Below are 12,959 nucleotides of genomic sequence, written 5' to 3'. Positions count from 1 at the left end.
CGAAAGGTTGCAGTTGTCCGGAAAATAATACGAAAAAACTTAGGACAACGGGGTAAACCGGGTGGTCCACAGGTAAAATTTATTTTGCGGATCGGTAAATCCTCTTTTATTCTGATCCAGGGCTGCGATTCTCTTCATCTCTTCGTCCGACAAGGAGAAATCAAACAGCTCCAGATTCTGTTTCAGCCTTGCAGGAGTAACGGACTTCGGAATCACAGCGATATCCCGCTCAAGGTTCCATCTCAGGATGACTTGCGCCGCTGTTTTATCATACCTCTCTGCCATTTCGGTGAGTACAGGGTGCGCAAGCATCTCCAGGTTACCGTGTCCAAAAGGGCTCCACGCAACATGCTGGATACCGTGCCCCCTCATATAATCATGAAGCGACCCTTGCTGGAGCAGCGGGTTCGTCTGAATTTGATTCACTGCGGGGACAATCGTCCCCTGCTTCATGACCTTGTCCAGATGCTCCGGCTCAAAATTGGACACCCCGATCGCCCGGATATTCCCCTCCTTGTATAAAGACTCCAGGACATGCCAGCTTTCCAGATAGTGCTTGGCGGGCCAGTGGATCAGGTAGAGATCGACATAATCCGTTTGGAGTTTTTGAAGACTGGCTTCAAAGGCTTTACGGGTCTTTCGCCCCAGGTCCGTGCTCCATACTTTGGTCGTAATAAAGAGCTCGCTTCGAGGTACACCCGATTTCTGAATAGCCCTGGCTATCAGCTCCTCGTTGCGGTAAGCTGCTGCCGTATCCAGATGCCGGTACCCGTTCTGAAGCGCCCATACTAGAGCGTCTTCATTATTGTCTTTGATGTTATACACACCCAGACCCACCTTCGGCATCTGGACTCCGTTATTCAAAACGAAATGTTCCATTTCGCATCTTCCTTTCCGTTTGAGTTCGTATAACCAGCCCTCTTGGTCAACGATTATAGCATAAGAAGGCAACGAATCATCATTGGGAAAGAAAATCGAGACGGATGCACTTCGTAGGATTTTTATGAGAAAAGCAAAAAAATAATCCGGAGATAGCATGGATTATGCTCTTTTCTCCGCTGTCGCACTCCGTATAATAATCAGGCTTGCATTCCCAAATATGAACCCATATAATTAAACCGAACAGTCGGTTTTTTAGGAGGAATGAAATGAGTACACCAAAAGGTTCGGTAAAGCGGAGTATGATCCTAGACCAGGCGTTGGAGCTTTTTGTGCAGAAGGGATATGCCGCCACCTCGATGGAGGATATCGTCAAGCACACCGGGGTCAGCAAGGGCAGCATTTATTACCACTTTTCCAGCAAAGATGATTTGTTTGTGAGTATGGTCGAAAAAATCAACCGCGAATGGGTGGAGGAGTGGTCGGAGATTCGCCGCCAATTTCCGGAGGTCGGAAGCAGACTGATGGGAGCAAGCTTGCATTTTGTGAACAGCTTCCAGAGTCCTCTGACGAAGGTGGCTGAAGAGTTCTCCATGAATATGCAGGATGGTTACCAGGAGATACATCAGCGGCTGATTGAGATCTCAATGGTGCAGATTGAAGTATTTACCGAGATCTTCCGGGAGGGAATGGAGCAGCAGGTTTTTACTAAGGCGGACTCGAGCCGACTGGCTGTGTTATTCACCAGTATGTTAAGCGGCTTGACGCTGTACCCCCAAGTGTTCCCCAAAGACGGGATGCACCAGCATACGCAAGAAGCGGTGGCTGTGTTATTGGAGGGAATTAAGAAGAAATGAATGAAGCGCAGCCTGTTCGAGTCGTTGAACCGCACTACTCGGGCAGGCACGCTTTATTTGAGAATTATTAAACCGAACGGTCAGTTTTATTGAAAAAGGAGGTAATACGATGAAAGAATTGTTGCGAAATCGGGTATTTCTGCTGGTGATGGCCTCGGATGTGCTGCAGCAGGTGGGGATTTGGGTGCGAAATATGGCTTTGCTCTATTATGTGGTGCAGCAGACGCAGGGTGACCCGGTGGCTGTGTCCTTGCTTACGGTGGTGGAATACGCGCCGATTTTCTTATTTTCCCTGGTGGGCGGTGTGCTGGCTGACCGTTGGCGCCCCAAACGCACCATGATCTGGGGCGATGTTCTAAGCTTTCTCTCCATTGTGCCAATTTTATTTGTGGTGGCATGGGGATACTGGCAGGCGGTTTTTATTGTGACGATGATCTCCGCGATTGTGTCGCAGTTCTCCCAGCCATCCTCGGCCAAATTGCTTAAAACCCATGTTCCTGAACAAGAGTTGACGGCTGCCATGGCGATGACCCAGATGGTCGGCTCGCTGTTTATCATTCTGGGCCCCATCCTCGGCACCTTTGTTTACTACACCTTCGGAGTTATGGTTTCCTTGAGCAGCCTGCTGGTAATCTTTGCGCTTTCCGCTTGTTTTTTGCTCTTCCTGCCGGATTCGCCGCGCTCCATGGAAAGGTTGTCAGTGCAGGCTGTGGTCAGGGATTTACGCGGCGGACTGCTCTACCTGCGGGAACATGCCAACTTGAAAGTGTTGATGGTGATGTTTGGCGTCCTTGCTCTGGGAGCTGGTCTGACCGCTCCGCTTGACATCTTTCTGGTTACGGAGCGGCTGGGATTGGCAGAAGCAGACTTGCAGTGGTTTACCGCCTTGTCCGGCTTGGGCCTCCTGATCGGGGCAATAATCGCCGCCAGCCTGTCCGGTCGCCTGAAGGGCAAAGGGGTGGTTTTCGCCGGTTTGATTTTGCTCGGGGCGGGGACGATGATTGAAGTATGGTCGGTCTGGCCCATTCTAACAGGCGGGATGCGGCTGATTACCGGTCTGTTCCTGGCTTTAACGCAGACTGTAATTGGCACGTATATGCTGACTTTGGTTCGAGCTGAATATATCGGACGGATTAATGGCCTCATCACTCCAATTTTTATCGGGTGTACGCTGATCGGGACAGGACTTTCTGGTATGCTGGTGGCGCAAAGCTCGCTTATCTTTGTCTATATGCTATCCGGTTTGATTTTGATGCTGGCGGCCTTGGTAGCGCTTCGTCTACGCTTCGACTACCCTGTAGCTAAGCAGGCAGAGGGGGGAGAAACAGCGGGTAAGTAATGCAGATAGAGGGTTGTCCGTAAAACAGAGGACCGTAGCGAAAATGCGCGGCCCTTTTTTGTTCATTTTTCAAGTAAGAAGCTATGATATTTTTCCTTTTATATCCCAAAAAATACTATATTATAGAAAATGTAATCTTTGTGAAACCGGTAGTATTTGAGAAGAATGGGATTGGAGAGAAGTTCATGCGTGTTGCGCTGGTGTGTTGTGCAGATTCCACAGAGCCTTGTGAGGATTGCAGGTTTAAGAATGTTCATTCTTTTTTTTCACAGGTGTACGGTTGTAAGGTATTGCATTTCAAGGAGCTTGAGGCGCTCGTCGATATTGTGAAGGAAGGCCTACAGCTGGATGGTGTAGTGATCAGCACCCCTGATTTCAACCCGGGCTTCATTCACACGATGCAGTATCTGCAACAGATGCTTACGCTGAGAATATTCTTCATTGTAGAAGAGATCAGCGCGCAGGGTACCCCTGTCCCTTTTCCTTCCAATCATATGTACATCAGCAGCTTCGAGCGCAACGGCTTCCAGGAGGAATTGTTCAGCCGGTTGCGCTGCTGGTTCGACGAAGGACTGGCCCCTCACACACACCACACCAGACAAATCAAGGATATCGCCCTTCATCTGCACTCCAAATCCCTGAAGGTCGGAGAATTCGTCATTGAGCTTACCTGTAAAGAGTTCGAACTCCTGGAGCTGCTGCTGGAATGCCAGGGCCAGTACATCCCCACCGAGCAGATTCTGCACCAGCTATGGGACAGGTATACATCCCCTGAGATTGTGAGGCAGTACGTATACAAGCTGAGGCACAAAATCGAGATCATCTCCGGACGAAGCGACATCATCCTGTTTCGCCGGGGGATCGGATATTCGGTGAACCCATTGATCTGACAGAGTTCTGTCAGGTCTTTTTTTGTGCCCGGGAAACACATAGATTGTAATCTTCCGTCTCCTCCCATAAATCAACAATAACTGTAAATTAACGCAAGCTTAACAGCCGGGTTATGTCCCCTTCCGGGCTTAGGCGTTACGATGTCATTAATACGAATGGGGAGGCATATGGAGTGGCAACGATTCAGAACAGTATCTGGATTCACGCAGACCGGATCACCGTATTTGAGCGTACGAATGATATTGCGCACTGGACAGATTTATTCACGGAATATAAGGAAACGCGGGTGCTGGAGCAAGGGGAGGCCTACATCCGGTTTGAGCTGACGACACATCCCGAGGGGAATCGGCCTTCACGCACATGGGAATCGGAACGCTGGCTGGACCGGCCGAACTTCCGGATTACGGCCAGACGCCTGGCGCCGCTGCTGCCGTTCAAGCATATGAATCTCGAATGGCTCTATGAGGAGCAGGACGAAGGGACGTATATGACCTGGATTCAGGAATTCGAGGTAGATCCGGCAAGCGGGCTGACCGGAGAGCAGGTGGAAGCGCATCTGAACCGCACGACCAAGGAGCAGATGACGGCGATCAAGCACAATATCGAGAAGCAAACGGTTCGGAGCTGAGGGCTTATATGGAGAATGTGACAAGAAAAAGAGTCGTGATCACCGGCATGGGGCTGCTTACCCCGCTGGGGAATACGCTGGAGCAGTTCTGGAGGAACAGCCTGCAGGGCAAGGTGGGATATGACCGCTTGCAGGGCTATGAGCATATGGCGTTGAAAAGCCGCGTTACCGGCACAATACCGCAGTTCGAGCATTTGGGCCGGACGGCTGATGAAGCGCAGCGGGCAGGCATGGGGCGGCCGGGTATTCTGGCGGTCAACGCCGCGATAAGGGCGGTTGCCGATGCGGGGCTTGCGTTCACGAAGGAGCTGCGGGAGCGTTCCGGGGTTTGCATCGCCAATGCGATTGCCGACACCCCGTTCTCGGAGCAGACCTTCCTGCGGATGACGGAGGGCGGGCAGGGGCCGATTGATCATGGACTCTGTCAGGAGGATTTGTACCGCAAAGGCATGTTCTCTTATATTGCCTTCGAAGTGGCGCATGAGTTCGGGCTTCAGGGAGAGGCACTGGTCATGTCCACAGGCTGCACGGGCGGCATTGATGCTGTCGGATATGGCTATGAGTCGATTACAGCCGGGGAACATGACGTCATGATCTGCGGCGCAGCGGAAGCACCGGTCAGCTCTATGACCATATCCTCCTTCGATGCCATCGGTGCGTTGACCTCCAGGTTCAACGATGACCCGCAGCGGGCTTCGAGACCTTTTGAGAAGAACCGCAGCGGCTTCGTTCTCAGCGAAGGCTGTGCTGTAGTGGTGCTGGAGGAGCTGGAGCATGCGCTCCGGCGGCTGGCGCCGATCTATGGCGAGGTGACCGGATTCGCCAGTACGAATAACGCTTTTCATATGACCGATCTGCCACAGGACGGGGATGCGCTCAGTCTGACGATGAACGAGGCGCTGGGCAACGCGGGCCTGACAGCGGAGGACATTCAATATATCAACGCACATGGAAGCTCGACTCCGCAGAATGATGCTTTTGAGACCGCGGCTTATAAAAGAACGTTCGGAGAGCTCGCCTACTCCATCCCGATCAGCTCCACGAAATCGATGGTAGGTCATCCGCTCTCGGCAGCGAGTGCCATTGAAATTGTGCATTGCCTGCTGGCCTTGAACGAGGGCTATATCCCGCCAACCGCCAATCTGGACGAGCCGGACCCGGCCTGTGATCTGAATTATGTGCCGAAGCAAGCGATCCAGCGCGACCTGTACCATATTTTGACCAATGCCAGCGGATTCTCCGGGATTCACTCCGCGATGATTCTGGCAGCGAACGAATACAGCAATCGGGCAGGCAAGCTTCAGACTGAACAATGGATGTGCAGCCTATGAAGAATACAGTATTCGTAACCGGAGTAGGGATGGTGGGGCCGTGCGGGAATAGTGCCGGGGCCTTCTGGGAGGGACTCCTGAGTGGCCGGAACTATATGACTCCGCTTCAGCTTGAGGGTACAGCCGGAGCCGCGCCTCCCTTCGCCGGACAAGTCAGCGGGATGGAGCCGGAGCGGGTCATCTCGAAGCGTCTGCTCAAGAAATGCTCCCGCTTCTCTGTCATGTCGATCCTGGCTGCGAAGGATGCCATGGATGATGCGCACTGGGAGCTTGACCAGATGAGCCGCGAGCGGATCGGCATCTTCGTCGGCAACAACTCGGGGGGCTGGGAGAGTGCGCGGAATGGCCTGCGTGTCCTGCACACCGAAGGGGCACCCTTCATTGACCCAAATCTGGCGAGCAACTGGTTCCCTGCGGCGGCACAAGGGCATATGTCCCTGGCCTTCGACATCAAGGGCTACAGCAAGACGGTGATCGCCGACCGGAGCAGCGGGCTGCTCGCCATTGCGTATGCGGCCAGAGCCATCCGCAGCGGGATCATCGATGCGGCGATCGTTGGCGGAGCCGAGACGCCGCTCGATCCGTGGGCGCTCTCCTTCTATAACACGGAGGGACTGCTGAATCTGAGTGCGGACCGCCCGCAGACGGCATACCGGCCGTTCGTGGAGGGGCGCAGCGGGCTGGCTCTGGCTGAAGGAGCCGCGTTCCTCTGCCTGGAATCAGAGCGCAGCCTCCAGAAGCGCGAGGCGTCCCGCCGGGTGCGGGCGAGCATCCAGGGCTTCGGCTTCACGAATGACGGCCAAGCCGCCGCCCCGCCTGAGGAGAGTATAGCGCAGTGTGCCAGGGCGATCCAGCTGGCAATCGGGCATTCGGAGACGCAGCCGGAGCGGATCGGCTATCTGTCACTGGATGGGGCCGCCTCCGCCCGCGAAGACGGAATTGAATGCTCGGCCATTCAGGAGGTGTTCGGCAGTAGTACAGAAGCCAAGTGGGCGGGCTGCCCCAAGACCGTCTTCGGCAACACGATTGGAGCGGCAGGGGCGTTCGATGTGGCACTGAGCGTGCTGGCTATGAATCACGGGGAGCTGCCCGGCCTTCCGTATCTGGCAGAATCTGTTCAGGACAATGGCTTGAACTTCGTGCCGGGGATCAGCCGCCGGACCGCTGTGGAGTCTTCGCTGATTCTGTCCAGAGGGAGGGGGGGTGTCTCTTCGGCACTGGTTGTGAACGCTGAAGGCTTGTGAAGGATGAACATTAAGGCACATTAACTTAACCGGGAGGGTGTATCTAATGGTATTCGAGAAGGTAAAAGCAATCATTGAGGATATTGGCATTGAGGATGAGATTATCGAATCATCGCGGCTCTATGACGATTTGGCCCTGGATTCAACAGAGCTGGCGCTGGTCTCTACAGCACTTGCGAAGGCGTTTGGCATCTTCATTGAGAGTAGGGTGCTTAAGACGTATTCTGTAGCCCAAGTGATCGAAGCCGTTGCCTTGAAGGCATGATTAGAGGGATCGGCATGGATCTGGTCAGTATCAGCTTTGTCGAGCAGATGCTGGAGAAATGCGGTGAACTGTTCGTACAGCAGTATTATTCCATGGAAGAGAGGGAGCTGTTCGCCTGTAAAAAAAGACATGCCGAACACTTCCTGGCCGGCAGATTCGCCGCCAAAGAAGCGCTGCTGAAGGCCATCGGCACCGGAATGAACTGTGAGCTGGACTGGAATGAGCTGGAGTTCCTTAACCATCCCGGCGGCCAGCCCTATCTGGTCCGCAGCCCCAGCCTGGAGCCTTATGTACAGCAGCAGGATTCCATCCATGTAAGCATCAGTCATCACGGTGATTATGCTGCTGCATTCATCATTATTGAGAGCAGTCAATGACTGTGAGGAGGACGAGTCACATGAGCAACAACAAAATATTCACACTTTTGGCCATCAACATTCTACTCGTATTTTCAATTATGGTCAGCATCTTCCCCATCGCACCCCTGATCAGCAGTGATCTCGGCATGACCTCCGGTGAGATTGGAACGATAGCGGGGATTGCCTCGCTGGTGATGACCTTTCTGTCGATTCCCTCCGGCGTGTTCGCAGACCGGTATGGGCGGAAGAAGATTATTATCGCCTCCATGGCATTATCGGCAGTGGCTGTATTTATGGTGGCTGCATCCCACGGAGTCCTGCTGTTCACGGCGGGGTGGCTGCTGTTCGGCTTCGCCAGAGGCTTCGTGTCCACACCGATCTTCGCGGTGGTGATGGATGTGTGCAAGCCCGAGGAACGGGGCAGAGCAATGGGTATTGTGTCCGGGGCGATTGGCGCCGGGTCGGTGCTGGGGTATGTGGTGAGCGGGCTGCTGAGCAATTATTTCGGCTGGCATACCTCCTTCGCGGTGCTGGCTTCACTGCTGCTGCTGTCCACGCTGGTTACCACGGTGCTGCTGAGGGAGACCGGGGTCAAGAATACAAGCAGAAGCATCGGGCAAGCCTTCAAAAGCTCCTTCAAATGGCTGGGCGTCCGCGAAATTCTGCTGGCGGGTATTGTCGGAACCCTGTGCTTCATGGTGGGGGTCTTCACCACCTTCCTGGTGCCGTTCGCGGCTAAGGAACAGGATATCTCCCTGGTGCTGCTCAGTCTGCTCTTCATTCCGTATGAAGCAGTAGCCTCGTTCGGAGCAGTCTTCGTTGGCTGGATCTCAGACAAGGTAGGCAGACATGCACCGCTGATCTGGGCCCAGTCGATCTGTGTAGGAGCGCTTGTGCTGCTGTATGCACTTGACTTCAATCCTTGGCTGCTAACCTTCGGATATGCCCTGATCGGACTTACGGAAGGGCCAATTATTACCCTGGTCAATACGATTATTACGGATAAGGTCATTAAGATTAATCCGATGGAGATGGGCGCGGCCTTGGGAACCTTCCGGACCCTACAGGGGGTCGGGATTGCGCTGGGGTCCACGCTTGGCGGATTCTTCTACAGCAGAATCGGAACGCATCCCAGCTATCTGGTGGCCGCCGGGCTGATGGTGCTGACGCTGCTGATCTCACTGAGCCTTGGTAAGAAGGAAAAAGCTGGCGTCACCGAATATAAATCTGCGGGATAAGGGGTGCAGTATGAACCAGGTCTACACGAAAACAGTGGTCCATATGGATGAAGTGCCGGTGGTTCATTCCAGAGGAGGACAGATGCGCGTACTGGCGAGTCCGGCGACAGTCGGGTCCACCCAGCTGATCATGGGCCATGTCCTGCTCCAGCCGGGAGAAGAGATCAAGGAGCATCTTCATGATTACGGCGAAGAGAATGTCTACGTCGTCCGGGGCCGGGGAACGGCGTTCATTGAGGATATTCCGCATGCCATCCGGGAGAATAGCCTGTTCATTGCGCGGAGAGGTGAGCGGCACCGGGTAGTCAATGAGGGTCCGGGCGAGCTGGAGCTGGTCTTCGCTACAGCGCCGCTGGCCCCCAGGCCGGAGATCGGGCACAGAGAGGTCTGACCTCCCTTCTAGGCAATACCAATTCTAAGCAAAGTGGTGAGAAGACAAACGTGAAGAGTGATCTTGTGATTGTAGATACCCATGCCCATTTCGCCGTCAAGGAGAATAAGAGCCTGGAGCTTAGCCTGGCCGCGGCCGGGACCGTCCCGGATTACAAGAAGCAGAAGGGCTTCGATGACCTGCAATATCTGAAAAAGATGGTGGGCGCTGGCGGAGACGGCTTCGTGGATGAGAACAATATGCTGGAGGATTACCTTGCTTGTATGGACGAGAATCAGATCGCCATGAGCTGGGTTCATCAGCTGAGCTTCGAGGATGTCTACGGCTATGAGGTGCTGTCCAATGAGAAAATCGCCGAGGCGGTCCGCGCCCACCCCGACAAGCTGCGCGGCTTCGCCAGCGTCAATCCCTATAAGGGGAAGGAGGCGCTGGCGGAGCTGGATTATGCCATTAAGACGCTGGGCATGCAGGGCTTCAAGCTGAACCCCAATGATTACGGGGGCTTCGTCCTGAATGACCGGGATTTGCTGTATCCGCTGTATGAGCGGTGCAGCGAGCTGGGCGTTCCGGTCAGCGTGCATACCGGGATTACGCCGGGCAGTATTTTTCGGATGAAGCATAACTACCCGATACTGCTTGATGATGTTGCTGTGGATTTTCCCGACCTGACCCTGATTGTGGAGCATATGGGCCATCCCTGGAATGACCTGTGCTATTACATGGTCGGCAGACACGACAATATGTATGTGACGATCACGGCGGTTGCCAATATCCTGATTCACAATAATCCGAAGGTATTCCGGATGGAGCTGGCCAAGATGATCTCGGTCTGCGGCAGCCACAAGATCCTCTGGGGCTCGGACTGGACGGTTACCCCGAACATCGCCGAGGTGCTGAATTACATGCAAAAGGTAGTGATCCCGCTGCCCATGAAGCTGATGATGGGGGTGAAGGAGATCAAACGGGAGGATGTTCAGAACATCCTGGGACGCAACGCACTCAGAATTATGAAGTAGGTGAGGACATGGCAGTTCAGTTCATAGATTTAAGTGTGCCTATGGAGCAGAATCCGGGCGAGCTGGCCCCATACGGGTTCGAGCAGACCGGCCATCAGGAGGGGGCGGACCGCTTCGCCCGCCAATTCGACGGGAGCCGGAAGGACTTCCCGGGCGAAGAGTTCCTGAATATGGAGATGATCACCGCGTCCACTCATACCGGAACCCACTTCGATGCCCCCCTGCACTTCGGCTCCAGGAGTGAGGGAGCGCTGGCAGCCTCCATTGACGAGGTGCCGCTGGAGTGGTGCTTCGGCGACGGAGTGGTGCTGGATTTCACCCATATCCAGGCGGGCGGGGCGATTGAGAAGCAGGATGTGGAGCAGGCGCTTGAGCGGATCGGTTACCAGCTGAAGCCGCTGGATATTGTGCTGATCCGTACAGGTGCGGACCGGCACTGGGGGACCTCCAAGTATCTCACGGATTATCCGGGGATGAGCAGGGAGGCTACGGCATTCCTGACCGGCCAAGGCATCAGGCTGATGGGCATCGACAGCTACGGGTTCGACCGTCCGTTTAAGCATATGATCAGCGATTATAAGCGGACCGGGGATAACGCCTATCTGTTCCCTGCTCACTTCTGGGGCAGAGAACAGACGTATTGCCACATGGAGCGCCTGGCGAATCTGGAGCAGATTCCGGTACCGTACGGGTTCAAGGTGGCTTGCTTTCCGATCAAGATCAGGCAGGCCGGTGCGGCCTGGGTACGGGCAGTAGCGATTATCGAGTAGCGCATTTCATTGCAAGTGAAACGAATCACATATTATATGAGGAGGAATTAGGGATGAATTATGAATTTGAGCTTAAGGTTACGGGTGTTAAGGGGCATTGCCGAGCAGGACATAAGGAAGGGGATATCATGAAGGTCTCCCCGCTGAACGCAGGCAATCTCTGCGGAACGGCCTTTCATGCGGTCTTCCCGATGCTGCTGGCGCTGAACATGGATGCGAAGCTGCCGTGGGACCCGGAGGGCAATATTGTACACTCGGCTTGCCCGGATATGCGCAACCAGATGACTATGGAAATCCGCCGCATCCCGGTGGAGCCGTCCGAAGATTCTCCATATGCAGGCCGGATGCTGCAATCCAAATGAAGGGAGACCGCTCCATATGAATAATGCGAAGCCATACGTTGAAATGTTCAAGGAGAGAGATTCGATCTGCGTCTCGCATTATCCGGTGCCTGTCTCACAGCACACAGAGCCTGAGGTCCGGTCGCTGATGGAGCTGGATCAGGTGAATACCAAGGATACGCCGGTGGCGCTGTATCTGCATATTCCCTTTTGCGATGCGACCTGCTCGTTCTGCCCGTTCAACCGTTATCTGAAGCGGCAGGATCAGGTGGACCGCTACCTGGCCGCTGTCCGGCAGGAGATGGACAGCTATGCAGCTACGCCGTTCGGCAGCAGCATTACCGTCTCGTCTATTAATCTCGGCGGCGGGACACCCTCCTGCCTGTCCTCGGAAGAGCTGACCGGACTCCTGCAATATATGAAGCAGTCCTTCCGTGTGGACGACGATGCCATGATCTTCATCGAAGGCAACCCCCGGAATTTCACGGCGGACAAGCTGGAGACCTTGGCTTTGCAGGGATTGAACCGGATCAGCGTGGGCGTGCAGACCTTCCAGGAGGAGCTGGCCGAGGTGCTGGGACTGTACCACAGTGTGGAGGACTCGTTCGCGTTAGTGAAGAATGCGCGTAACAGCGGTATTGAGAATGTTGGGATTGATCTGATGTACAATCTGCCGGGTCAGACGCTGGATCAATGGCGGGCGGATATTCTCACCTCCATCGAGCAGGAGATTGACCATATCTGTGTGATTTCCTTCTGTGTGGTGCCGCATACGCAGATTGCTTCGCGTATAGCGGAAGGGAAGATTCCGGGCATCGGGGATGTCTACCGGGAGATCGAGCTGTACACCATCGCCAAGGAGATGCTGCTGGAAGCCGGGTATGAGCAGTACAGCGTCATTGATTTCGCCAAGCCGGGCAAGACGGACCGGCACGCCACCCTATACTTCTCGGAGCAGGCGCATATGATCGGGATCGGCGCGGCTGCTTTTGGCATTATCAACGGCTATATGTATATCAACAGCGGCAATCTGAATGAATATATGACCCGCGTGCAGGACGGGCTGCTGCCGGTCAATTGCGGAGAGAAGGCGGATGAGCGGGAGCTGGCGCATGGGGCCATGGCCAAGGGTCTGCGGATGCTGTCCGTTAACCGTGCGGAGTTCGTGAAGATGTTCGGGCAGGAGCCGGAGCAGCTGTTCCCGGAGACGATAGAGCGTCTGGTGCAGGACGGGCTGCTGATTCAGGATGCCGAAGGGATTCGCCTGACCGAGGATGGCATTATATGGGGCAACAATGTGAGCAAGCAATTTTTCTCCGCGAAATATGCGGATTACGGGCTGCAGCACCGGATGAAGCTGGCTAAGGGACGCCCGGTACAATCGGTTCAATCATAAGGAGGGTATAGCTG

General features: G+C 54.6%; 15 protein-coding genes. 14 read left to right on the top strand and 1 reads right to left on the bottom strand.

Annotated features, from left to right (window positions below):
• Positions 1–39: 39 nt before the first annotated feature.
• Positions 40–879 carry an aldo/keto reductase gene (locus MKY64_RS21525; protein ID WP_340955601.1) on the bottom strand — a complete coding sequence of 280 codons (840 nt, stop codon included), beginning with the start codon at positions 877–879 and terminating at the stop codon, positions 40–42.
• 269 nt (positions 880–1,148) lie between these two features.
• Between MKY64_RS21525 and MKY64_RS21520 the strand changes: the two genes are divergently transcribed.
• From MKY64_RS21520 to hemW, 14 genes are all read left to right on the top strand, one after another.
• Positions 1,149–1,736 (top strand): TetR/AcrR family transcriptional regulator, encoded by a 588-nt coding sequence (locus MKY64_RS21520; protein WP_036723275.1) that lies wholly within the window; start codon positions 1,149–1,151, stop codon positions 1,734–1,736.
• Between the two features lie 109 nt (positions 1,737–1,845).
• The gene (locus MKY64_RS21515) at positions 1,846–3,075 is read left to right on the top strand and encodes an MFS transporter (protein WP_036723276.1); all 1,230 of its coding nucleotides are present in this window, start codon (positions 1,846–1,848) and stop codon (positions 3,073–3,075) included.
• 290 nt (positions 3,076–3,365) lie between these two features.
• Complete coding sequence (locus MKY64_RS21510) at positions 3,366–3,965, top strand: winged helix-turn-helix domain-containing protein (RefSeq protein ID WP_162174671.1); 600 nt, start codon at positions 3,366–3,368, stop codon at positions 3,963–3,965.
• A gap of 173 nt (positions 3,966–4,138) precedes the next feature.
• Positions 4,139–4,594 carry an SRPBCC family protein gene (locus tag MKY64_RS21505; RefSeq protein ID WP_339313015.1) on the top strand — a complete coding sequence of 152 codons (456 nt, stop codon included), beginning with the start codon at positions 4,139–4,141 and terminating at the stop codon, positions 4,592–4,594.
• Positions 4,595–4,602: 8 nt separating this feature from the next.
• On the top strand, positions 4,603–5,925 hold the full coding sequence (locus MKY64_RS21500) for a beta-ketoacyl-[acyl-carrier-protein] synthase family protein (protein WP_340955596.1): 1,323 nt from the start codon (positions 4,603–4,605) through the stop codon (positions 5,923–5,925).
• The gene (locus MKY64_RS21495; protein ID WP_340955594.1) at positions 5,922–7,169 is read left to right on the top strand and encodes a beta-ketoacyl-[acyl-carrier-protein] synthase family protein; all 1,248 of its coding nucleotides are present in this window, start codon (positions 5,922–5,924) and stop codon (positions 7,167–7,169) included. Before MKY64_RS21500 ends, MKY64_RS21495 begins: the two co-directional genes overlap by 4 nt.
• Positions 7,170–7,215: 46 nt before the next feature.
• The gene (locus tag MKY64_RS21490; RefSeq protein WP_036723283.1) at positions 7,216–7,434 is read left to right on the top strand and encodes a phosphopantetheine-binding protein; all 219 of its coding nucleotides are present in this window, start codon (positions 7,216–7,218) and stop codon (positions 7,432–7,434) included.
• A gap of 14 nt (positions 7,435–7,448) precedes the next feature.
• Positions 7,449–7,811, top strand: coding sequence for a holo-ACP synthase (gene acpS / locus MKY64_RS21485; protein ID WP_445323312.1), 363 nt, complete (start codon positions 7,449–7,451; stop codon positions 7,809–7,811).
• Between the two features lie 20 nt (positions 7,812–7,831).
• On the top strand, positions 7,832–9,031 hold the full coding sequence (locus tag MKY64_RS21480; protein WP_340955590.1) for an MFS transporter: 1,200 nt from the start codon (positions 7,832–7,834) through the stop codon (positions 9,029–9,031).
• Between the two features lie 10 nt (positions 9,032–9,041).
• Entirely contained in the window at positions 9,042–9,422 is a 381-nt protein-coding gene (locus MKY64_RS21475) for a cupin domain-containing protein (RefSeq protein WP_036723287.1), read from the top strand.
• A 50-nt stretch (positions 9,423–9,472) separates the two neighbouring features.
• A complete protein-coding gene (locus MKY64_RS21470; RefSeq protein ID WP_076079592.1) occupies positions 9,473–10,438 on the top strand; it encodes an amidohydrolase family protein in 966 nt (321 codons plus the stop codon).
• Between the two features lie 8 nt (positions 10,439–10,446).
• The gene (locus MKY64_RS21465) at positions 10,447–11,208 is read left to right on the top strand and encodes a cyclase family protein (protein ID WP_340955588.1); all 762 of its coding nucleotides are present in this window, start codon (positions 10,447–10,449) and stop codon (positions 11,206–11,208) included.
• A 53-nt stretch (positions 11,209–11,261) separates the two neighbouring features.
• Positions 11,262–11,570, top strand: coding sequence for a TIGR04076 family protein (locus MKY64_RS21460; protein ID WP_036723289.1), 309 nt, complete (start codon positions 11,262–11,264; stop codon positions 11,568–11,570).
• Positions 11,571–11,586: 16 nt separating this feature from the next.
• Positions 11,587–12,945 (top strand): radical SAM family heme chaperone HemW, encoded by a 1,359-nt coding sequence (hemW, locus tag MKY64_RS21455; RefSeq protein WP_340955585.1) that lies wholly within the window; start codon positions 11,587–11,589, stop codon positions 12,943–12,945.
• Positions 12,946–12,959: the final 14 nt, after the last annotated feature.

Origin of the sequence: Paenibacillus sp. FSL R7-0210 (assembly GCF_038009085.1) — a bacterium.
GTDB classification, from domain to species: Bacteria; Bacillota; Bacilli; order Paenibacillales; family Paenibacillaceae; genus Paenibacillus_AQ; species Paenibacillus_AQ silagei.
Note: the sequence above shows the minus strand (reverse complement) of the source record. Positions and strands in the feature narration are given on the sequence as shown.

Bases quoted from the DNA above. Each gene is read 5' to 3' on its own strand.
- MKY64_RS21465 (WP_340955588.1), top strand. From the start codon at position 10,447: ATGGCAGTTCAGTTCATAGATTTAAGTGTGCCTATGGAGCAGAATCCG.
- MKY64_RS21490 (WP_036723283.1), top strand. From the start codon at position 7,216: ATGGTATTCGAGAAGGTAAAAGCAATCATTGAGGATATTGGCATTGAG.
- hemW (WP_340955585.1), top strand. From the start codon at position 11,587: ATGAATAATGCGAAGCCATACGTTGAAATGTTCAAGGAGAGAGATTCG.
- MKY64_RS21520 (WP_036723275.1), top strand. From the start codon at position 1,149: ATGAGTACACCAAAAGGTTCGGTAAAGCGGAGTATGATCCTAGACCAG.
- MKY64_RS21525 (WP_340955601.1), bottom strand. From the start codon at position 879: ATGGAACATTTCGTTTTGAATAACGGAGTCCAGATGCCGAAGGTGGGT.
- acpS (WP_445323312.1), top strand. From the start codon at position 7,449: ATGGATCTGGTCAGTATCAGCTTTGTCGAGCAGATGCTGGAGAAATGC.
- MKY64_RS21500 (WP_340955596.1), top strand. From the start codon at position 4,603: ATGGAGAATGTGACAAGAAAAAGAGTCGTGATCACCGGCATGGGGCTG.
- MKY64_RS21475 (WP_036723287.1), top strand. From the start codon at position 9,042: ATGAACCAGGTCTACACGAAAACAGTGGTCCATATGGATGAAGTGCCG.
- MKY64_RS21495 (WP_340955594.1), top strand. From the start codon at position 5,922: ATGAAGAATACAGTATTCGTAACCGGAGTAGGGATGGTGGGGCCGTGC.
- MKY64_RS21515 (WP_036723276.1), top strand. From the start codon at position 1,846: ATGAAAGAATTGTTGCGAAATCGGGTATTTCTGCTGGTGATGGCCTCG.
- MKY64_RS21460 (WP_036723289.1), top strand. From the start codon at position 11,262: ATGAATTATGAATTTGAGCTTAAGGTTACGGGTGTTAAGGGGCATTGC.
- MKY64_RS21480 (WP_340955590.1), top strand. From the start codon at position 7,832: ATGAGCAACAACAAAATATTCACACTTTTGGCCATCAACATTCTACTC.